Here is a 20857-nt window from a genome sequence, read left to right as displayed (position 1 = left end):
AGACGCTGTCGGAAGAACAGGAAGTCTCCTTCCTGCCCAAACCCTTTACGCTGATCCAGCTGGCCGAGAAGGTGAAGCAGGAGATGCTCAAGCGCGCCGAAAAAGGCTGACCGCACACGAAAATCTCCACGCGGCTCGCCGCTGGAGGTTTGAGTGGGCCTCCCTGGGATGGGAGGGTGCGGGACGCCGGCGAATGCCGGTAACCGGTAATGTAAGTAGCGTGACATTCGAGACGTCCCGCACGTGCAGTTTTCCCGTGGCGTCTCCACCGCCGTTTCCAATCCAGAAAGGTACTCAGGTCGGTCGTTTAGTGCCGTCAGACCTTAATGGACGCCCTGCCAGCGCTTAAGGATGTCACCCCTCTGCCCGGACAGGCTGCACGCTCCCGACCGCCGCGAATGACTGAGCTCGTGCCTCCCGTGCGACCGGAACGGCTGAAGCATACAAGCGGCTGGAGGGGGCGGGGATAACATCGCTCAAAATTCGTCATCCTGACGCATATCAGAACCTCGATAGACCGGGCTCCGCATGTGCTACGTCTAGGTCCTGACAAGCGTCAGGATGACGTGGGATAATTTTCGGAGGGCGGGGATAGGCGGTCAAAATCTGGCCCCTGCCATCACCAGATACACCAACTTCCCCCGGAGGAGCGCAGCGAATTGCGGAGTCCGCCTGCGGTTGGCAGCCTGGCTGGATTTCCCGCCGGCAGGCCCCTGTGTATTGCGAGTGTGCGAGGAAGATTGCGCGAAGGAGGCCGTCAGGCTCCGCAATTCCAACCCGGCCAGCGCCCGGGAGCGGGCAGGCGCTCTCCTAAATCCCCTGCGCGTTGAGCAGGGCGCGATATTCGCGAACTTTGCGGACATAGCGCACCGGTTCCTGGCCGCGGGCATAGCCATAGCGCAGATCCCGGTAATAGGCGGGGTCGGACAGGAGGGGCAGGACGGTGGCGAGGTCATCCCAGCTGTTCTTGTCGAGGCCCTGGCGTTCGGCCAGGGCGCGGGCATCATACATATGACCCATGCCGACATTGTAGGCGGCGAGCGCGAACCAGATGCGGTCCTCGCCGGTGACGCCGCTGGGGACGCGTTGGTAGAGATCTTCAAGATAGGCCGCGCCGCCGGCAATGCTCTGGCGCGGATCGGTGCGGTCCTCGACGCCGACGCGCTCGGCGGTCGACAGGGTCAGCATCATCAGGCCGCGCACCCCGGTATCGCTGATGGCGTCCGGGTCCCAGTGCGATTCCTGATAGGCCTGGGCCGCGAGCAGGTCCCAGTCGAAAGTGGTCCGCTCGGCTGCCAGTTCGAACCAGCGCTCATAACGTGGCAGGCGGGTTTCGACCCGGTCGACGAAGCTGGAGACATCGACATAGTTGAAATCGGCAAACTGGCCGAACCAGACTTCGTCCAGCCGTTCCAGCAGATCGCCTTCATGGATCTGGCTGAACCAGGCCGTGAGCACATCTCCAAGTCCCGCAACCTGGCCGGAATAGGCCCAGGCCAGGGATTCCTCCTCGCTCAGATCCATTGCGACAATCAGGTCGGGATGGCGGCGGCGGGCGAAGTCGGCGAGGTGGGAATCGGCGATGGTGCAATCGAATTCGCCGGCATCGACGGCTTCCAGCAGCGGCATGGCGGAGCCGCCGTCTCGCTCGGTCCAGCCTGCCGCATCGCTGCGCACGGGCAGGGCCTGCAGGGTTTCCAGATAACTCGATCCGGCCAGCACCACGATGCGGGCCCGGCCGAGATCGTCCAGCGAGGTCGGGGCCGGGCCGCCATTATGGCAGACCAGTTGTTCGGTCACCGTCTTGTAGGCCGGGCCGAACTGCATCCGCGCTTCACGCCCGGCCGTGACGGTCAATCCCGCAGCCGCAATATCACCCTCGCCATTGGCGAGCGCTGCCGTCAGGGCGGTGATCGAGGGGCGCGTCCGGAATTCTGCCTCGACCCCGAGATGGGCCGCAAAGGCCCGCACCAGATCGACTTCATAGCCGCCGGGGCCGTCATCGCCGGCCAGATAGCTGGTCGGGCCTTCCAGGGTGAGGACCACGAGGCTGCCGCGCGCCTGCAGCGCTTCGACGGATTCGATTGCGTCGGGCCGCGTGGCCTCGCTGCAGCCAGCCAGGGCAAGGGTGATCGCGATGAGACGAAGACTATGGCGCAAGGTCATCTCCGCAAAGATAGGCATTTGCCATGCATCCGCCAAGTGGAATGCGCCCGTATGCCTTTTCGTTCCGTTTTGTTAACCATAAATGTTCCGCTTGTGTTCCGGAACAAAGCTGGTACGTTGTGTCTCGGTTGCCCGTGACCGAGGGGCGTGAAATAAGGGAATATCGATATGAGCAAGGGCGCGATTCGACTCGTGAACGATTCAGGTATGGACAAGAAAAAAGCGATCGAGGCCGCGCTGGGCCAGATTGACAAGGCCTTCGGCAAGGGTTCGGTCATGAAGCTGGGCGCCAAGCCGGCGATGGAGATCGAATCGATCTCTTCCGGCTCGCTCGGGCTCGATATCGCGCTCGGCATTGGCGGTCTGCCCAAGGGCCGGATCGTCGAGATCTACGGTCCGGAAAGCTCCGGCAAGACGACGCTGGCGCTGCACACGATCGCCGAGGGGCAAAAGCTCGGCGGTGTCTGTGCCTTCATCGATGCCGAACACGCACTCGATCCGGTCTATGCCGGCAAGCTTGGCGTTGATGTCGCCGAACTCCTGGTCTCGCAGCCCGATACCGGTGAGCAGGCGCTCGAAATCGCCGATACGCTGGTGCGGTCCGGCGCGATTGATGTGCTGGTGATCGATTCGGTCGCCGCGCTGACCCCGCGTGCCGAGCTGGAAGGCGAGATGGGCGACAGCCTGCCCGGTCTCCAGGCCCGTTTGATGAGCCAGGCGCTGCGCAAGCTGACCGGCTCGATCTCGAAGTCGAAATGCATGGTCATCTTCATCAACCAGATCCGGATGAAGATCGGCGTGATGTTCGGCAGCCCCGAGACCACGACCGGCGGTAATGCGTTGAAATTCTACTCCTCGGTTCGCCTCGATATCCGCCGCATCGGCGCGATCAAGGATCGTGATGAAGTGATCGGCAACCAGACCCGCGTCAAAGTCGTCAAGAACAAGGTGGCACCGCCCTTCCGCGAGGTTGAGTTCGACATTCTCTATGGCGAAGGCATTTCGAAAATGGGCGAGCTGATCGATCTTGGCGTCAAGGGCGACATTATCGAGAAGTCCGGTTCCTGGTATTCCTATAATTCCGAACGGATCGGTCAGGGTCGTGAAAACGCTCGTAAATTCATGATTGCCAACCAGGCCATGGCCAAGGAAATCGAAGCGAAGGTCCGCGCCAATGCCGGGCTGATCGCCGATGTCCTTCTGGTCGGCAAGGATCTGGAAGAAGACGAGGCCATCGCTGGCTAACCGGGACTGCCCGGCTGGTCTTGTTAAAGCACCGGCCGGGCATCCTCCCTTAATCCTTTGATGTCAGGGTGTCCGTCATGGCGCCTGAATGGCTGGGTTCCTGAAAGGGGACCGGGCCATTTTTGCGTCCGGGGCACGCTGCTGAAGGAGAGAGCCATGGCTGTTGGAATGTCGGTCGACCTGGAGCGCGAAATCCGGATCTTCGTGTTCAGCGAGACGGTGATCCCTGCCGACTTCGATTTTGTTGCGCGTCTCTATGGCGATCGCGAGAACTATCGCTTCACCGACCGGGAGATTGTCTTCTTCACCCCCGATGTGTCGATGGCGCAGATCGAGACCGAGGATATTGGCGGCCTGGCCGACAGCTATTTCGAAGCGCTGCGGGCGCGCAATGACACCAAGCCCGATCGGTCAATCTGGGTGATGCCCGACCATGTGCGCAATGATGCCCGGCTCTGGCGTGAATTTACCCGTGAGCCGGAAAACCATCACAAGAGCCGCGAATACATGGACAATTTCGCGGCGGCGCTGGCCGCATACGATCTCCCTTCATCCTGGCTCGATGATATCCGGCAGGGCCGGGGACTGCGTGAATTCGGTCAGGTCGCAGCGCTGCGCAATCTCGCGCCGCTGGGCTGAACCGGGCCACAGCGCCACACCGTCTGGTGCGCGCGACTTGCGCAGGCGGCCGCGTTTCCATATCTCCTGAAAACTGCTAACGCAGCGGCTTCGGCCGGGCGCCGCAAAGACGATGCGATACAGGATGATATGATGGCCAGCTTGCGCGATATCCGGGCAACATTTCTCGACTACTTCGGCACGAATGGTCACGAGATCGTGCCCTCCAGTCCGCTGGTGCCGCAGGACGATCCGACCCTGCTCTTCGTCAATGCCGGCATGGTGCCGTTCAAGAATGTCTTCACCGGCAAGGAGCGGCGCCCCTATACCTGCGCGACCTCGTCACAGAAATGCGTCCGCGCCGGCGGCAAGCATAATGATCTCGACAATGTCGGTTATACCGCTCGTCACCACACCTTCTTCGAAATGCTGGGGAATTTTTCCTTCGGCGACTATTTCAAGGAAAAGGCGATCCATCATGCCTGGGAGCTGGTGACGAAGGAATATGGTCTGGCCGCCGACCGTCTGCTGGTCACGGTCTATTCCGAGGACGAGGAAGCGCGCGTCCTCTGGCGCAAGATTGCCGGCCTGTCCGATGACCGCATCATCTCGATTTCCACCTCGGACAATTTCTGGTCGATGGGGGATACCGGCCCGTGCGGTCCGTGTTCCGAGATTTTCTTCGATCACGGCGCTGACATCCCCGGCGGGCCTCCCGGTTCCCCCGATGAGGATGGCGACCGCTTCATCGAGATCTGGAATCTCGTCTTCATGCAGTATGAGCAGCTCTCCCCGGATGAGCGCGTCAATCTGCCCAAGCCCTCGATCGATACCGGCATGGGGCTGGAACGCATCGCGGCGATCCTGCAGGGCAAGCATAATAACTACGAAATCGACCTGTTCGCCAATCTGATCCGCGCCGGCGAAAGCGTGCTCGGCGTCAAGGCCGAGGGCACCGCGCTGGCCAGCCACCGGGTGATTGCCGACCATCTGCGTTCAACCTGTTTCCTGATGGCCGATGGCGTCAGCCCGTCCAATGAGGGGCGCGGCTATGTCCTGCGGCGCATCATGCGCCGCGCCATGCGCCATGCCCATCTGCTGGGCGCGACCGAGCCGGTGATGTGGAAACTGGTCGAGGCGCTGAAAGTTGAGATGGGCGAGGCCTATCCCGAACTCGTGCAGGCCCAGCCCATGCTCGAGGACACGCTGCGCATGGAGGAAGAGCGCTTCCAGACGACGCTGGGCCGCGGGCTCGGCCTGCTCGAGGAGGCCACCGCCGGCCTGTCCAGCGGTGCTGTCCTGCCAGGCGATACCGCCTTCAAGCTCTACGACACCTATGGCTTTCCGCTCGACCTCACCCAGGACGCCCTGCGCGCCAAGGGGATGACGGTGGACGAGGCCGGTTTCGAGACCGCGATGGACAAGCAGCGCAGCGATGCGCGCGCCAGCAAATTCTCCTCCGGCCAGGCGGCCCCGGCCGAGGTCTGGTTCGCCGTGCGGGACAAGGCGGGCGCCTCGAAATTCCTGGGCTATGACGGCGAGGAAGGCCGCGGCAAGCTGGCCGCGATCGTCGCTGATGCCAAACAGGCCAAGGCGCTCGGATCCGGCCAGGTCGGCGAGCTCGTGTTTGACGCGACGCCATTCTATGGCGAATCCGGCGGCCAGGCCGGCGATAGCGGCCTGATCGAGTTCGGGAATGGCGCGATTTTCCGCGTCACGGATACACAGAAGCGCGGCGGTGACATGCATGCCCATATCGGCGTGCTTGAACGCGGCGAGGTCACGCTCGGCGACAGCGCTGTGCTCAAGGTCGATGTCGCGCGCCGCACAACGACGCGCGCCAATCACTCCGCGACCCATTTGCTGCACGCCGCCCTGCGCGATGTGCTCGGCCCACAGGTGGCGCAGAAGGGCTCCTATGTCGGGCCGGACCGCCTGCGCTTCGATTTCAGCCAGAACAAGCCGATCAGCGCCGCCCAATTGGCCGCTGTAGAGGCCCAGGTCAATGCGGTGATCCGGCAGAATCTCGCCGTCTCGACGCGGGAAATGACCCCGGATGCCGCCATCGAGGCCGGTGCGCTGGCGCTGTTCGGCGAGAAATATGGCGAGACGGTTCGCGTCCTGGCGATGGGCCAGGCGCTCGATGGCGGCGAGAAGCCCTATTCGGTGGAGCTGTGCGGCGGCACGCATGTTGCCCGCACGGGCGATATCGCCCTGTTCAAGATCGTCGCCGACAGTTCGGTCGCCTCCGGCGTGCGCCGGATTGAAGGCCTGACCGGTGAGGCCGCCCGGCTCTATATGGAAGAACAGATCGGCTTTGGCCGCGCGGCTGCTGACGCCCTCAAGACGCCGCCGGCCGAATTGCCGACCCGCGTCGCCAGCCTGATCGATGAGCGCAAGAAGCTCGAGCGGCAGCTGGCCGAGGCCAAGAAGCAATTGGCGATGGGCGGCGGTGCCGCAGGCGCTCCGGCCGGTCCGGAAGAGATTGCCGGGATCCAGTTCATCGGCCGGGTGGTCGAGGGCGTGGGCGGCAAGGATTTGCGCGGCCTGATCGATGAGGCCAAGACCCAAATGGGCTCGGGCATCGCGGCTTTCATTTCCAATAATGAGGGTAAGGCGGCGCTGGCCGTCGGAGTTACCGGCGATCTGGTCGAGCGCTTCTCGGCGGTGGAACTGGTGCGTGCCGGTGCTGCGCCTGTCGGCGGCAAGGGCGGCGGTGGCCGCGCTGATTTCGCCCAGGCGGGCGGTCCCGATGGTGACAAGGCTCAAGCCGGGCTGGACGCGATCCGCGCCGCACTGGCCTCGTGATGGCGAGGCCTTCGCGGACAGCCCCCGGCAGTGATGTGCAAATGCTCGGCGACAAGCTTGCCGCGCGCGCTGTCGCCGCCGCCCGGAGTGATTTCAACGCGGCACTGGCCGATCGCAATATGGATTCGATCGCGGCGGTCCTGGCCGAGGCGGTCACGCTGGTGCCCGGTGATGATGCGGTTCTGATCGAGGGCCGCGAGGCACAGCTTCAGGCCTGGCAGTCGATCTTCACCAATATGCCGGATGTGACCTATGTCCGGGCGCCGTCGCGCATCGAGATCGGTGAAGACGGCGAACTCGCCGCGGAGAGCGGGCGTTGGCGGGGAGCCTGGTCGAGCGAAGGGTTTTCGATCCGCTATACCGGTCGCTATTTCGCCAAATGGCGGTTCGACGGCCTGCGCTGGGTGATTGAGGCTGAAGTCTTCGTGACGCTGAAGCGTCAGTCCTGACTGGCGAGCCAGGTGCGGGCGGTCTTTTCATCGCCAAAGGTTCGATTTTCCCCTGACAATCCGGCCGGCGCGCGCCGATCCCAATAGCTCAGCAGTGTGCGGCTCTCGGGGTCTGCGCAGGCAACGGCTGCGAAGAAGCCGTCACCGACGCCATGTTTGGCGGCGGCGATAGCCATGAAGCGCATCAGCTTTTCCGCTTCACCGGGGCTGAGCAGGTCCAGGCGTGTGTCGGTCAATATGCTCAGATTGCGTATCCCGGGCCACCAGCCGGGCAGGTCGAAACGTTCCAGATAGGACGCCTGAAGGGCTTCCAGGTCGGCGCGGCCATTGACGCGCCAGACACAGAAATTGCTCTCGTGTTCGATCTCTGTTGTCGCGTGCATGCCGTCTCCAGGCGAACTGGCTTGCCCCTGCCAAGGCAGGACCGACCAGGTTGCAGATCCGGGGTGAACCCCACCCGGTCTGTATTCCGCGAGTCCGGAGAGGGCGCAAGCCTGTTGGCCCGGCGCGGCGGCGGTCCAGAGAGGACGGGCGCATGACGGCAAGCCGGCTGGGGTCAGTCGGCGGGCCCGGTGAGCCAGGCTCGGGCGGCGGCCTCGGAGCGGAAGAAGCGCTCATCGGTCATGCGTTCGGTCCTGGAATGGAGTTCGTAATAGACCAGCAGGCCAGCGGCCATTTCATCGCTGCACACGACAGCGGCCCGTTTGCGTTTGCCGTCCGCGCGCGGCGTATCGAGTTCGGCCAGCTGGTGGACCAGCGTGGCGGTATCGTCGGCGGAAACATCGGCCAGGCTCGCATTGGTGATGATAGTCAGGAAGTTGTAATCATTCGACCACCCCGCGTCGGCGCGTGCGGCCAGGACGATGCCGACCATGACGTTTGCGGTCAGCCGTCCGCTCATGCTCCAGACGCAAAGATTGTCTTCGGGCGAGAATTCGTATGAGACGGCCAAACCGGGAACCTGCCTGTTGGGTTGAGCTCGATCATTGCCTGACAAGCGGTGTTTTGACAATACGAAACGGGCGCCGCCACCAAGGTGCCGACGCCCGCCCGATGCTTTGAATTGGCTCGCTAAATCAGGCCATGGCCGCCTTGAAGCGCTCATCGACCTTGTCGAGGAAGCCCTCGGTCGACAACCAGCCCTGGTGATCACCGACCAGAAGCGCGAGATCCTTGGTCATGAAGCCGGCCTCGACCGTCTTGATGATGGTGGATTCGAGCTTGGCGGCAAATTCCATCAGGGCTTCATTGCCATCCATGCGGCCGCGATGCGACAGGCCCTGGGTCCAGGCGAAGATCGAGGCGATCGGATTGGTGGAGGTCTGCTCGCCGCGCTGATGCTGGCGGTAGTGACGTGTGACGGTACCGTGGGCGGCCTCGGCTTCGACGACGGAGCCATCGGGTGACATCAGGACCGAGGTCATCAGGCCGAGCGAGCCGAAGCCCTGGGCGACGGTGTCGGACTGGACATCGCCATCATAATTCTTGCACGCCCAGACGAAACCGCCGGACCATTTCATCGCGGCGGCGACCATGTCGTCGATCAGGCGGTGCTCGTAGGAAATGCCCTTGGCGGCAAAGGCGTCCTTGAACTCGGCGTCGAAGATTTCCTGGAACAGATCCTTGAAGCGGCCATCATAGGCTTTCAGGATTGTGTTCTTGGTCGACAGATAGACAGGCCAGCCGCGCTGCAGGCCGTAATTCAGGCTGGCGCGGGCAAAGTCGCGGATTGAATCATCCAGATTATACATGCCCATGGCGACACCGGCGCTCGGGAAATCGAACACTTCGCGCTGGATCGGCTCGGACCCGTCCGAGGGCTGGAAGGTCATCGTCAGCTTGCCGGCGGACGGGACCAGGAAATCGGTCGCCTTGTACTGGTCGCCAAAGGCATGACGGCCGATCACGATCGGACGCTGCCAGCCGGGAACCAGGCGCGGCACATTGGAAATCACGATCGGCTCACGGAAGACAACGCCGCCGAGAATATTGCGGATCGTGCCATTGGGCGAACGCCACATTTTCTTGAGGCCGAATTCCTCGACGCGGCCTTCATCCGGCGTGATCGTGGCGCATTTGATGCCGACGCCGTATTTTTTGATCGCTTCCGCCGAATCGACGGTGATCTGGTCGTCGGTCTCGTCGCGCTTCTGGATCGAAAGGTCGTAATACTTCAGATCAATGTCGAGATAGGGCAGGATCAGCTTGTCCTTGATCAGCTGCCAGATGATGCGGGTCATCTCATCGCCATCGAGTTCGACGACGGGGGTATCGACTTTGATCTTCGCCATGGTGTTGTGCTTTCTTTTCGGACGGGGGTGTAAGGCGCTAGAAAGCGCTTCGAATGATTTGCGCGCTCTCTAGCATTGGCGCGCGCCAAGGTGAAGGCCCTGCTCCATGACCCAATCGAATGCCGCACCGTCCTTCATCCTCGTTCATCCGCAACTGGGTGAAAATATTGGCGCTGCCGCTCGGGTGATGGCGAATTTTGGCTTGGCCGATCTGGTGCTCGTGGCACCGCGCGATGAATGGCCCAATCCCAAGGCGGTCTCGATGGCGGTCGGCTCGCCCGTGCTCGACAATGCCCGGCTGGTCGACGATTTGACGGCCGGGGTTGGTGGTTTCACAAGGCTCTACGCGACTACGGCGCGGCCGCGCGGGATGGAGAAGCCGGTGATGACCGCGCGCGAGGGCATGGCCGATGTCCGCGCCGCTATCGCTGCCGGTGAGAAGGTCGGTGTCCTGTTCGGCGGCGAGAAGGGCGGGCTGCTCAATGACGCCGTCGCCCTGGCCGATGTGATCATCACCCTGCCAGTGGATCGCAGTTTCTCCTCGCTCAATCTGGGCCAGGCCGTTGGCATTGCCGCCTATGAGTGGATGGCCGAGGAGGGCGCACCGGCGGTGTTCGACCCGGTTTCCGACGTCGCTTCGCGATTCGATCTTGAAGGCATGTTCGAGCATTTCGAGGCCGAGCTGGAACGCGCCGGCTTTTTCTACCCGCCCGACAAGACGCCGCTCATGGTGCAAAACCTGCGCACCGCATTTGTTCGTGGCCGCTGGACGACCCAGGAAGTGCGGACATTTCGCGGCTGTGTGAAGGCGCTGGCCATGGGGCGCGGCAAGGCGCGGACCTTGCGGGACAAATAGCGGCTGGCGAAGGCGGCGTCCCGCCGGGTTGAATTCGCACGGCCGGGGACCCAGCTAGATCGCAACTGGAAAAGGGATGCGCCATGACCAATTCAGACGCGATGCAGCGGGCCGACGCCCTGGCTGAAGCCTATTCTGGGCAGCGCGAGGCCCCGGCCTTCCCGTCGAAGGCAGCGATTGATGCGCTGGCGGGCTTTCAGCAGCCCCTGCCGGCGGCGCCCAGCGATCCGGCCGAAATGATTGCCCTGATGGACCGGCTCGGTTCGCCCGCGACCGTTCGCAATAACAGCCCCCATTATTTTGGTTTTGTCATTGGTGCCGGTCTGCCGGCCGCAATGGCGGCAGAGCGTCTCGCGCTGGCGTGGAATCAGTGCGCCTCCGACTGGGTCAATTCACCCGCTGCCGCGGCGATCGAGGCCCAGGCCGGGCGTTATGTGCTCGAAGCGCTGGATTTGCCGCGCGAGGCCGCTGTCGGCTTCGGGACCAGCGCCACCGCCTGTGGGCTGGCTCTGCTCGCCGCCGCGCGCCGGCATTTGCTCGAACGCGCCGGCTGGGATTTCGATGCCGATGGCCTGGTCGGTGCGCCGGAAATCCGGGTCGTGGTTTCCGAGACGGTCCATATCACCGTGATCAAGGCGCTGCGCCTGCTTGGCTTTGGCGTTCGCCGGCTGGTCCGCGCCGCGGTCGATGACCAGGGCCGGATCGATCCGGCACAATTGCCGCCGCTCGATGACCATACGATCCTGTGTCTACAGGCCGGTGAGGTGAATGCCGGCGCCTTCGACCCGTTTGTCCCGTTGATTGCCGCCGCAAGGGCGGCCGGCGCCTGGGTCCATGTCGATGGTGCCTTCGGCCTCTGGGCGCGGGCGACATCCGCGCTGAAGCCTCTCACCGAAGGGGTCGAGGGGGCGGATAGCTGGACGACGGACGGCCATAAAATGCTCAACACGCCCTATGACGGTGCGATGGGCATTTGCCGCGTGCGCGATCATGTGGCGCGGGCGATGGATGCCAGTGCGGTCTATGCGCCGGCCGGCGCCGAGGCCCAGAAGAATCTGACGCTGGAATTCTCCCGCCGGGCCCGCGGGATTGCGGTTTGGGCGGCCTTGCACACGCTCGGCCGCGCTGGTCTCGATGCGTTGATCAGCTCGCGCGTGGCGCTGGCGCAGCGCTTTGCCGCCGGGCTGCGCGATCTGGGTGTCGAGGTGCTCAATGAGGTCGCGTTCAACCAGGTGCTGTGCCGCCTCGGAGACGACGCGGCGACGCTGGCCCTGCCGGCAGCGATCCAGGCTGATGGCCGGATCTGGTTTGGCGGCACGGTCTGGCAGGGCCGTCCGGCCTTCCGGATCAGCGTCGCCAGCTGGGCCACCGAAGCGGCCGATGTGGATCGGGCCGTCGCGATTATCGGTGAGGTGTTGCGGTCAAAGCGACACGCCTGATGGCTGGAGCGTTAGTGGCTGTTTTGCTCTTCGATCCGCTGAACATCACGCTCCAGCTCGACCCTGTCCCCGCGCGTCAGGAAGGTGCGCGGGCCGGCCTCAGGCTCCGGCGGGTTTGCATCGAGCGCGTCGAAGGATGCGGCTGCATGCAGCTGCCAGGGCGTGCCCGATTGTAGCCAGGCCGCGCGCCCGGCCTGGAAGGCGGCGAGGTCGGCCTCCAGCGTGTCGGCCGAGAGCGGCCGGCCGAAACTTTCGTCAACCGGATAGGGGCCGCTGCGACTGGAGAGACGATCCAGGATCGCCTGCCCCAGCGCCGGGCGATAATGCGAGGGCACATAATACCAGGGGCTTGGCGCTGAGCCGTCGGCGGCGGGCGGGGCGGTTTGTGCCGGCGCGGAGAAGCCGCCGAAATCCCAGGCCTGCAGGGCTGGTCCGTCGAAACAGGCCTGATCGGCCGCGGCCATTTCGCCGCGTGCCGCCAGCTGGGCCGCGATATCGCGGCGCAGGGCAATCTCGGCCGGGCCGGCACCGGCGCGCTGGCGCGCTTCCTCATACCAGGCATGGACCGGGTGGATGAAGACCACGACCTGCTTGCCCGAGGCGAGCAGGGCATCAATGCCGCGGAACAGGAAAGCGACGCGCTCCGGATCGTATTCATAGGAGGCGTAATAACGATAGCGCTTGGCCAGTTCTTCCTCGAAACGATCCGGCAGACCGGCCTCGTTATAGGCCTGCTCCCAGCGCGTATCCGAGCCGCCGGAGATATTGTCATCGACGGTCTGCAGGGCGCGGGCAAAGGCGCTGGTCGACAAGGCCATCTTGGCCAGCGCCGCCAGACGGGAGCCGCCCGCCATCGGGGTGATCCAGTAGGTCGCCTGGGTATTGGTGTCGGTCGAGAACTCGCGCAGATCAACACCGATCACGACGCAATTGAGCGCTTCATTGCGCGCGGCGAGGGCGCTGGCGCGGGCCAGTTCAAAGGCCGAGGTGCCAGCCATCGCGAGGTTTTCATAACCGCCGGGCCAGTCGGGCAAATCGCGCGGAAAACCGTCCATCACCCGCGAACTGCCCAGGGTGATCGTGCCGGCATCGCTGGTCAGGAGGCGGTGGCCGACATGGACCCGATAGCCATCCTCATGCGCGCGGGTACGGCGGGCATTGACGCCCTCGATCGAAATCCACGGCGCGATCTCATAGGGATCGACCACCAGGGTGAAGCCGCCGAAGCCGACAAGCCAGACGATCAGCGTGACTGCGAACAGGCGCGCATAGCGGACCAGGCGCCTGGCAGCGCCGGGTGTGGGGGCGTCAGAAGCGGTAATAGATGAACTCCGCGACGGTCCAGGAATTGATGATGGCGATGAAGAAGAGGCTGGCGATCAGGATCGCGCTTGTCGTGCTTGCTGACCAGCGCCAGCCCTTCTGCAGATTGTTTTCCTGCCCCGCCAGCGTGCGCGGGTCGAGATAGCGCGATACGGCCGAGATCGTGTCCGGCAGGCCCCAGATGATCGCCAGGCTGACAATAATGGCAATGAAGGGTTCGTCGCCGACATTTTCGCCCAGCCCGTTGAGCCCGGCCATGCCGGCCAGCATGGTGCTGGCAGCGTCAAAACTGTCGGCGCGGAAGAAGATCCAGGCGAAGGTGACGAAGGCGAAGGTGAGCAGGGGCGCGAGGAATTTCAGCGGTTTCGGGAAGAACCCGTTCGGGAATTTGCTGTCGATCCAGTGGCACCAGGCCAGGCCCAGACCGTGCAGCCCGCCCCAGACGACGAAAGTCCAGGCGGCGCCATGCCAGAGCCCGCCGAGCAGCATGACGATGAAGAGATTGACCCAGCGCCGGGTCTCGCCCTTCCGGTTGCCGCCGAGCGGGATGTAGAGATAGTCGCGCAGGAAACGCGACAGGGTGATGTGCCAGCGGCGCCAGAAATCGACGATGGATGTGGCGCGGTAGGGTGCATTGAAATTGGCCGGAATGTGAAAGCCGAACATCCGCGCCAGACCCAGCGCCATGTCGGAATAGCCGGAAAAATCGAAGAAGATCTGGAAGGCGTAGCACAGCGCCGAGGTCCAGGCCGCCAGGGCGCCAACCTCGCCGCCATGGGCGGCAATATCGAAGCCGCTCGACGCGAAAGGCTCGAGATTGTCGGCGAGCAGGACTTTCTTGGCCAGGCCGAGCGCGAAGATCGTGAATCCGATGCCGAGATTGTCGGACAGCTTGTCCTTGCGGCTGGCATCGTCGAACTGGTCGGCAATCTCGCGGTGGCGGATGATGGGGCCGGCGATCAATTGCGGGAAGAAGGAAACGAAAAGCGCGTGCTTCACGACGCTGCCGGGGCTGGCATGATTGCGCGCCACATCCACCAGATAGCTGATCTGCTGGAAGGTGAAGAAGGAAATCGCCAGCGGCAGCGCCAGATGCGCCAGCGGCAGGTCGAGCCCGGTGACGCTATTGGTATTGGCGACGAAGAAGTCGGCGTATTTATAGACACCGATCAGAGCCAGGTTGAAGACCATGCCGATCGCCAGCCAGGGCTGGGAGCCGCGATGCCGGATCACCACGCCGAAGCCGTGATTGACGATGATCGAACTGAGCAGGAGCGCCAGATAGCTCGCATTCCACCAGCCATAGAAGACCAGCGAGGCCAGTGTCAGCAGCGCCAGTGCCGCCTGGTGGCCGGCAAAGCGTCGCGCCGTGTAATACAACACCAGCGTGACGGGCAGGAACAGGAACAGAAACTCGATCGAATTGAATAGCAAAGGCCGTCTCCCCAGGCGCTCGATACGGTGTGCCGCATTTGGGCTGAGAGGGAAAGTGGCTTTGTCGGGAGCGGGCTTGACGGCGCGGCACCCGCCGCCGCCTACAGCCATTGACATTCACCCCCACACCGCTAGAACCCCTTTTCCCTCGCCGGAGCCTTGCTCTGTGTGGATCAACCCCAACGGGACGATGCGTGGACCGCCGTTTTAATCGTGGACCTTGAGGGAGGTACACCGGGCCGCATCGATAGAGAGAACATGTCAAAACGTCATAATCAGAAGTATAAAATTGACCGCCGCATGGGTGAAAACCTTTGGGGCCGTCCTAAATCCCCAGTCAATTCACGTTCTTACGGTCCTGGCCAGCATGGTCAGCGTCGCAAGAGCAAGGTCTCCGAATTCGGCCTTCAGCTGCGCGCCAAGCAGAAGCTGAAAGGCTATTACGGCAATATCACCGAGAAGCAGTTCCGCCGCACCTTTGACGAAGCTTCGCGTCGCAAGGGCAATGCTGCCGAGAACCTGATCGGCCTGCTGGAATCGCGCCTCGATGCGCTGGTCTATCGCGCCAAATTCGTCCCGACCGTCTTCGCAGCCCGCCAGTTCGTCAATCACGGCCATGTCCTGGTCAATGGCAAGCGCGTCAATATCGCGTCTTACCGTTGCAAGACCGGCGATGTGGTTGAAGTGCGCGAACGTTCGCGTTCGATGGCGCTGGTGCTGGAAGCCCTGGAAAGCGCGGAACGCGATATCCCGGACTATATCGATCTCGACACCAAGGCGATGAAGGTGACCTTCGTACGGGTCCCGGAATTCGCTGAAGTGCCGTATCCGGTCCAGATGGAACCCAATCTCGTGATCGAGTTCTACTCCTCGTAAGCGATACCATCATCGAATGATCAATCAGGCCGTCTGGATATTCCGGGCGGCCTTTTTGCTGGGCGTTTGAGTGACCCCGCCGCGACAGGGGCATCGCGTTGTTTTGGCCCCGATTTTGCGAATTATGAACAAAGTGTTTCAGTTTGGTGCTGGACGGGGCGGGGCTGATGCCGCCGCCACTTGATCCTGGGGGGATATTCCATGCGCGTGCTTTTTCTGGGGGTCATTACGGCCGCATTGTCCTGTGCCGCCTGTTCCACGGTCAACGAACCGGAGCCGGCGGCGCGTACGGGCTTCATGGCCTCGCTTCCCGCCATGCCATCCCTGCCGACGATTCACATGCCCAACGTCAATCTGGCCGATCTTCACCTGCCGGGCACCAATCGCCAGGCGCCCCAGGTCGATCCCGATCTGGAGGCCGTCGTCTATTGGCGGGTGATTGATGATGATATCCTGGTGGTCCATGCCGACACGCACGGCTGCACGGTACGCTCCGACTTCACCGTCGATGTCGAGCAGTATGATGGCGATATCTATACGGTGCGCCTGACCCGCAATGAGCCGGACCGTTGCAGCCAGAACCTGCCCTGGGGTGTTCAGCTCGGCTTTGGTTTCGAGGAACTCGGTGTGCCCAATGGCGGCAGTATCATCGTGCTCAACCCGATCGACCAGCGTGCCTGGGACTGGAATGAGCCCGGCCGTACAGCCCAGACACAGCGCTAGGCACAGGCCGTCTGCAGCAATTCCACGCTCACCTTGTCGGGATAGAAGGCCAGCCGGTCCTTGATCGCCGCGACATGCGCGAAGGGGCCCTCATAGCTCCAGGCTGCGTTCTCCAGCACTGTGCCATCCTTGAGCCGGATGTGGAAATAGCTCGCCTTGCCCTTATAGGGACACCAGCTGGTGTGCATGGAGCGTTGCAGGAAGCGCGGCGCAATATCGATGCGGCGGACGTAAAGCACAGGCGGGTAGACATGCTCGCGCAGTTCCAGCGCTTCGGCCCGGGCGGCGAGCCGCTCCTGGCCGATACTGATGCGAACGGGCTGGTCGATCTCGCGCAATTCCAGCGGATGATCGATCCCGGGCTGCAGGACGGGACGGTCTGGATTGTCTGTCATGGCGGCCCTTCCTTTGTGATCAGGCGCTTTCAAGCACGCCCTTGTCCTTGAGATAGGTCTGCAATTCACCGCTCTCGAACATTTCCTTGATGATGTCGCATCCACCGACGAACTCACCCTTGACGTAAAGCTGGGGAATGGTCGGCCAATTGGAGAAGTCCTTGATGCCCTGGCGGATTTCAGCGTCTTCGAGGACGTTGACGCTTTCGAAATCGACCTGGAGATGGTCGAGAACGCGGGCCACGACCGAGGAAAATCCGCATTGCGGGAAGACCGGTGTGCCCTTCATGAACAGCACGATGTCGTGATTTTCGACGGTGGCCTTGATGGCGTCGTGGGCGGGGGTGGACATTATTGAGCTCCTGGTAAATCCCTGCCGGAGAGCTGGGGGCTCACCGATCGTGCTTCAAGTCCGGCCAGCCGCGCATTCGCAGCCAGATTGGCGGATCTTGTGGTCAGACATACTACCGCACTCACGCCGTTCTGATCGAGTGTCCATTTCAGCGCACCCCCGGACGGTACGGGGCCGGGCCGGACTCGCGTGCCGGTCATCACCTGTTTGGCGGCGCGGGCGAGATACCACAGATCGGCGCCCGAGGCTGGCAGGCGGGGGCGCGCACGGGCTGCGCCGCTGATCGCCTCAATCCCGATCACCTGCATCCCGGCTTCGGACGCGCGCGCGAGTCGGGTGAGGGCGGCGGCATCAAGGCCCGCATTCACTGGCGCCATCAGGATGTCGAAGGCGCCGGCATCAATCGCCGCATCAAGCTCCGGTCCGCGGCCGCACACGCCGATCTGGCGGATCATGCCGCGCTCGCGCAAGGCCTCCAGCCGACGCAGCAGGCGATCTGACATATCGGCCGCCGAGGGGCCGTGCAGCAGCAGCAGGTCGACATAGGGCGTCTGCAGGCGTTCCAGCGACCCGCGCAGCGACATCTCCACCGCGCCGGCCGAGAAATCGCGGTGGCGGTGAAGATCAATGCCGGCCTTGGTGGCGATGTAGAGCTGGTCACGCGCGCGGCCACGCAGGGCCTGGCCGAGCCGGCGTTCGCCCTCGCCGCGGCCATAGGCCGGGCCGGTATCGAACAGATTGATGCCCAGATCGATCGCCTCGGCGATCAGCCGTGCGGTTTCGCGCCGCGAGACGGCGGGCGAGGCATGCGGTCCGGTGACACCGAAGCCAAGGCGCGAGAAGGGCGTCGCCGGGATTTGGGGCGCGTCGCTCATGCGTCAGGCGTCGGGAGTGCGGGTTTCCAGCGCCAGGGCATGCAGCTCATTACCCATTTTGGAGCCGAGCGTCGCATAGACCATCTGGTGCTGGGCGACGCGCAGCTTGCCGCGGAAGGCCTCGCTGGTGACGACTGCTTTCCAGTGATCATTATCGCCGGCCAGATCCTCCAGCTCGATTTCGGCGTCGGGCAGGCCGGCCTTGATGTGGGCGATGATCTCTTCGGCGGGCATGGGCATGGTGGGGCATCCTGGTGGGGCGGTGATCACGAAATCTTGCATCCGGCCGGTCAAGACGTGACCGTCCGGGCGGGCGGCGACGGTTTTCAAGCGTCTGCGTCCGGCTCATACAGGAGGCGACGCTATCCGTCACCTTGGCCGAGGGGAAGCCCATGATCCGATTGCCTGCAGCGAACCGACCTGTGCGGCGCGTTTTCGTCCTTTTGGGGCTGCTGGCCCTGCTGATCCTGATCGCCGGAAATGCCCTGGCCGGCGAGCCCTATACGGATCGCGAGGGGCGGGCCCTGGGCGGCTATGATGCGGTGAGCTATTTCAGCGAAACAGGGCCTGTGATGGGGCTGGCCACGATTACTGCCGAGCATGCGGGCGCCACATGGTGGTTTGCCAGCGAGGCCGGCCGCGCGCGCTTCCTGGCCGATCCCGCGCGCTTTGCGCCCGCCTATGACGGGCATTGCGCCTTTGCCCTGGCTGATGGCCGCAAGGTGCGCAGCGACCCGCTCGCCTGGCAGATTGTCGATGGCCGGCTCTATCTCAATTTCTCGCCCGCCATCCATCGCCGCTGGCAGCAGGATATTCCCGGCTATCTGGCGCAATCGGAGGCCCATTGGCCGGCGCTGGAGAGCGAGCCCGCAGCGCGGCCGAGCCGCTGGTTCTGAGATTGCGGATATTTCAGTGGGGTTGGCGCGGCGCGCGTGGCAAGCTTTGCCGGTATTAATCGAGGACATTCCATGCGCTATCTATCCTTGCTGACCGCCGTCGGCTTCGCCGCTTTCAACATTGCCTGCCAGACACCGTCCGACGCATCCGCCAACCTGTCGTCCGAGGCGTCGGTCGGGACTGAAGCGGCGCTCGCGCCGGCGATGGACCGGGCGCAATTGCTCGAGGATCTGCGCATTCTCGCGGCCGATGACATGGAAGGCCGTCTGGTCGCCACGGCGGGCAGTGAACGGGCCCGCGCCTATATCATCTCCCGCTTCGAGCAGATCGGGCTTGGAGCGATTGGCGAGAGCTTTGAATCGAGCTTCGAGTTTGGCCGGCCCAATGGCTGGTCACCGACCACGACCGGCACCAATATCATCGCGCGTCTGCGCGGCACGGGCGACAGCTCACGCGTCATGGTGATCAGCGCGCATTATGATCATATGGGCATGCGCGGCGGCGAGATCTGGAATGGCGCTGACGACAATGCGTCCGGCGTTGCCGGCTTGCTGGCCACGGCGGCGAGCTTTGCCGCCGCACCGCCGCAGCACGATATCATCTTTGTGGCTTTCGACGCCGAAGAGCATGGCCTGCAGGGCGCCGAGGCCTTTGTTGCCAATCCGCCCGTGCCGCTCGAGACGATCACCTTCAACCTCAATCTCGACATGCTCGCCATGTCGCAGGAACGTATCCTCTGGGCGGTCGGGACCTATCACTACCCCTTCCTGATCCCGATCGTGGATGCGGTCGCGGCGCGCTCCAATGTCAATCTGCCGATGGGCTATGATGAACCGACCGAGGAGCGTGGGGCCGACTGGACGCATGCGACCGATAGCGGTGAATTCCACGCGGTCGGCATCCCCTTCATCTATCTGGGCGTCGATTATCACCCGCATTATCACGAGCCGACCGATATCTATGAGAATATGACGCTGGATTTCTTCCAGGACGCGTCGGAAACCGTGATCGATTTCGCACGCGAATCCGACCGCCAGCTCGACAGGATCGGCGAGGCCTCCGGGCGGTAAGCCGCGAGCCGACAATCAGTAAACGGGGCCGGCGCGAGATATCGCGGCGGCCCTGATTGTGTCTGGATGCCTTGTTTGATCAATGTTTGGCAGACCGGGACGGTCTGCGCATAAGAATGTTGCTCGTGCGAGAGTAAAGTTTCGCGAATTACAAGTCTCCGCTTTCCCTTGATTCAGTAATCTGACCATGTCAGGGTCGTTTTTTCTCCCAACCCGCGCGATATGTTGACGGCCTTGTTTCGCCGAATACGCGCTTTTGGCCAATGAAATCCGAGGGGGCCGCAATGGCAAGGGCATTCTATTTCCTGTTTGGCGTTTTGAGTTATGTGTTTTTCCTGATCGTGTTTCTCTATTCGATCGGTTTCGTCGGCAATATGCTGGTGCCCAAGGGAATTGATGACGGGGCGGCATCAACGCCGCTGCTAATGGCGGCGATCATCAACATCCTCCTGCTCAGCCTTTTCGCGGTCCAGCACACGGTGATGGCGCGGCAGCCTTTCAAGGTCTGGTGGACGAAGATCATCCCGCACCAGATCGAACGCGCCGTCTATGTCCTGCTGTCGAGCGCGGCCCTGGCGCTGATCTACTGGCAGTGGCAGCCGATGACCGGCACGGTCTGGTCGACGGATTCGCAGATGCTGCAATACGCCCTCAACGGCGTGTTCTTTCTGGGCTGGATCATCGTGCTGGTTTCCACCTTCCTGATCAGCCATTTCCACCTGTTTGGTCTGAAGCAGACGCTGGCAGGCGATGACAAGTCGAGCGGTGAGCCATCAGTGCTGACGCAGAACCTGTTCTACAAACTGGTCCGGCACCCGATCATGACAGGCTTCATCATCGCCTTCTGGGCGACCCCGCACATGAGCGTCGGGCATTTGCTGTTCGCGATCGTGACCACCGCCTACATCCTGGTGGCGCTTCAATTCGAGGAACGCGACCTGATCGCCGAGTTCGGCGACCAGTATCACGCCTACAAGCAACGCGTCGGCATGGTGTTTCCATTGATCGGGCGAAGCTCGAAACCGAAATAGGCGCTGCCT

General features: G+C 63.0%; 21 protein-coding genes. 11 read left to right on the top strand and 10 right to left on the bottom strand.

Annotated features, from left to right (window positions below; all coding sequences use genetic code 11):
- Window positions 1-810: 810 nt before the first annotated feature.
- Window positions 811-2160, bottom strand: a complete 1350-nt coding sequence (gene mltF / locus BLT42_RS10870; protein WP_233342442.1) for a membrane-bound lytic murein transglycosylase MltF — start codon at window positions 2158-2160, stop codon at window positions 811-813.
- Window positions 2161-2334: 174 nt separating this feature from the next.
- Here mltF and recA point away from each other — a divergent pair, with 174 nt between their 5' ends.
- The 4 genes from recA to BLT42_RS10850 all read left to right on the top strand — a co-directional run bounded on the left by recA (window position 2335) and on the right by BLT42_RS10850 (window position 7286).
- Window positions 2335-3411, top strand: a complete 1077-nt coding sequence (recA, locus tag BLT42_RS10865; protein ID WP_091770667.1) for a recombinase RecA — start codon at window positions 2335-2337, stop codon at window positions 3409-3411.
- A gap of 156 nt (window positions 3412-3567) precedes the next feature.
- Window positions 3568-4050 (top strand): hypothetical protein, encoded by a 483-nt coding sequence (locus BLT42_RS10860; RefSeq protein ID WP_091770665.1) that lies wholly within the window; start codon window positions 3568-3570, stop codon window positions 4048-4050.
- Window positions 4051-4182: 132 nt separating this feature from the next.
- On the top strand, window positions 4183-6837 hold the full coding sequence (gene alaS, locus BLT42_RS10855; protein ID WP_091770685.1) for an alanine--tRNA ligase: 2655 nt from the start codon (window positions 4183-4185) through the stop codon (window positions 6835-6837).
- The gene (locus tag BLT42_RS10850) at window positions 6837-7286 is read left to right on the top strand and encodes a nuclear transport factor 2 family protein (protein ID WP_091770664.1); all 450 of its coding nucleotides are present in this window, start codon (window positions 6837-6839) and stop codon (window positions 7284-7286) included. Before alaS ends, BLT42_RS10850 begins: the two co-directional genes overlap by 1 nt.
- On the opposite strand, the gene BLT42_RS10845 is transcribed toward BLT42_RS10850, so the two are convergent.
- From BLT42_RS10845 to BLT42_RS10835, 3 genes are all read right to left on the bottom strand, one after another.
- Window positions 7277-7669, bottom strand: coding sequence for a hypothetical protein (locus BLT42_RS10845; protein WP_091770662.1), 393 nt, complete (start codon window positions 7667-7669; stop codon window positions 7277-7279). The genes BLT42_RS10850 and BLT42_RS10845 overlap by 10 nt on opposite strands.
- Before the next feature lie 173 nt (window positions 7670-7842).
- Window positions 7843-8187 (bottom strand): hypothetical protein, encoded by a 345-nt coding sequence (locus BLT42_RS10840; protein WP_176780334.1) that lies wholly within the window; start codon window positions 8185-8187, stop codon window positions 7843-7845.
- A 175-nt stretch (window positions 8188-8362) separates the two neighbouring features.
- Complete coding sequence (locus tag BLT42_RS10835; protein ID WP_091770658.1) at window positions 8363-9577, bottom strand: NADP-dependent isocitrate dehydrogenase; 1215 nt, start codon at window positions 9575-9577, stop codon at window positions 8363-8365.
- 106 nt (window positions 9578-9683) lie between these two features.
- On the opposite strand from BLT42_RS10835, the gene BLT42_RS10830 reads away from it, so the two are divergent.
- Together BLT42_RS10830 and BLT42_RS10825 are read left to right on the top strand one after the other, a co-directional pair.
- Entirely contained in the window at window positions 9684-10433 is a 750-nt protein-coding gene (locus BLT42_RS10830; RefSeq protein ID WP_091770656.1) for an RNA methyltransferase, read from the top strand.
- An 83-nt stretch (window positions 10434-10516) separates the two neighbouring features.
- Window positions 10517-11872, top strand: a complete 1356-nt coding sequence (locus BLT42_RS10825; protein WP_091770654.1) for a pyridoxal phosphate-dependent decarboxylase family protein — start codon at window positions 10517-10519, stop codon at window positions 11870-11872.
- Between the two features lie 11 nt (window positions 11873-11883).
- On the opposite strand, the gene BLT42_RS10820 is transcribed toward BLT42_RS10825, so the two are convergent.
- Both BLT42_RS10820 and BLT42_RS10815 read right to left on the bottom strand, forming a co-directional pair.
- The gene (locus tag BLT42_RS10820; protein WP_091770652.1) at window positions 11884-13080 is read right to left on the bottom strand and encodes a hypothetical protein; all 1197 of its coding nucleotides are present in this window, start codon (window positions 13078-13080) and stop codon (window positions 11884-11886) included.
- 100 nt (window positions 13081-13180) lie between these two features.
- Complete coding sequence (locus BLT42_RS10815) at window positions 13181-14629, bottom strand: MBOAT family O-acyltransferase (RefSeq protein ID WP_091770650.1); 1449 nt, start codon at window positions 14627-14629, stop codon at window positions 13181-13183.
- A gap of 258 nt (window positions 14630-14887) precedes the next feature.
- Here BLT42_RS10815 and rpsD point away from each other — a divergent pair, with 258 nt between their 5' ends.
- Window positions 14888-15505, top strand: coding sequence for a 30S ribosomal protein S4 (gene rpsD, locus BLT42_RS10810; protein WP_091770648.1), 618 nt, complete (start codon window positions 14888-14890; stop codon window positions 15503-15505).
- A 201-nt stretch (window positions 15506-15706) separates the two neighbouring features.
- Window positions 15707-16228 (top strand): hypothetical protein, encoded by a 522-nt coding sequence (locus tag BLT42_RS10805; RefSeq protein ID WP_091770646.1) that lies wholly within the window; start codon window positions 15707-15709, stop codon window positions 16226-16228.
- Here BLT42_RS10805 and BLT42_RS10800 read toward each other — a convergent pair.
- Genes BLT42_RS10800 through BLT42_RS10785 form a run of 4 tightly spaced genes read right to left on the bottom strand, consistent with a single transcriptional unit; the run spans window position 16225 to window position 18090 of the window.
- Complete coding sequence (locus BLT42_RS10800) at window positions 16225-16623, bottom strand: DUF427 domain-containing protein (RefSeq protein WP_091770644.1); 399 nt, start codon at window positions 16621-16623, stop codon at window positions 16225-16227. The two genes, BLT42_RS10805 and BLT42_RS10800, sit on opposite strands and share 4 nt — an antisense overlap.
- A gap of 19 nt (window positions 16624-16642) precedes the next feature.
- A complete protein-coding gene (grxD, locus tag BLT42_RS10795; RefSeq protein ID WP_091770642.1) occupies window positions 16643-16975 on the bottom strand; it encodes a Grx4 family monothiol glutaredoxin in 333 nt (110 codons plus the stop codon).
- Window positions 16975-17850 (bottom strand): aldo/keto reductase, encoded by an 876-nt coding sequence (locus BLT42_RS10790; RefSeq protein WP_091770640.1) that lies wholly within the window; start codon window positions 17848-17850, stop codon window positions 16975-16977. Before BLT42_RS10790 ends, grxD begins: the two co-directional genes overlap by 1 nt.
- A 3-nt stretch (window positions 17851-17853) precedes the next feature.
- Window positions 17854-18090, bottom strand: coding sequence for a BolA family protein (locus BLT42_RS10785; RefSeq protein ID WP_091770638.1), 237 nt, complete (start codon window positions 18088-18090; stop codon window positions 17854-17856).
- A gap of 152 nt (window positions 18091-18242) precedes the next feature.
- Here BLT42_RS10785 and BLT42_RS10780 point away from each other — a divergent pair, with 152 nt between their 5' ends.
- From BLT42_RS10780 to mddA, 3 genes are all read left to right on the top strand, one after another.
- A complete protein-coding gene (locus BLT42_RS10780) occupies window positions 18243-18746 on the top strand; it encodes a YHS domain-containing (seleno)protein (RefSeq protein ID WP_143024113.1) in 504 nt (167 codons plus the stop codon).
- A 72-nt stretch (window positions 18747-18818) separates the two neighbouring features.
- Window positions 18819-19817: a M28 family peptidase gene (locus BLT42_RS10775; RefSeq protein ID WP_091770634.1), complete on the top strand. Its 999-nt coding sequence runs from the start codon at window positions 18819-18821 to the stop codon at window positions 19815-19817.
- Between the two features lie 284 nt (window positions 19818-20101).
- Window positions 20102-20848: a methanethiol S-methyltransferase gene (gene mddA, locus BLT42_RS10770; protein ID WP_091770631.1), complete on the top strand. Its 747-nt coding sequence runs from the start codon at window positions 20102-20104 to the stop codon at window positions 20846-20848.
- The last annotated feature ends 9 nt before the right edge of the window (window positions 20849-20857 follow it).

Source organism: Maricaulis salignorans (assembly GCF_900103475.1).
Taxonomy (GTDB): domain Bacteria; phylum Pseudomonadota; class Alphaproteobacteria; order Caulobacterales; family Maricaulaceae; genus Maricaulis; species Maricaulis salignorans.
This window is presented reverse-complemented; position numbering and strand designations above follow the sequence as displayed.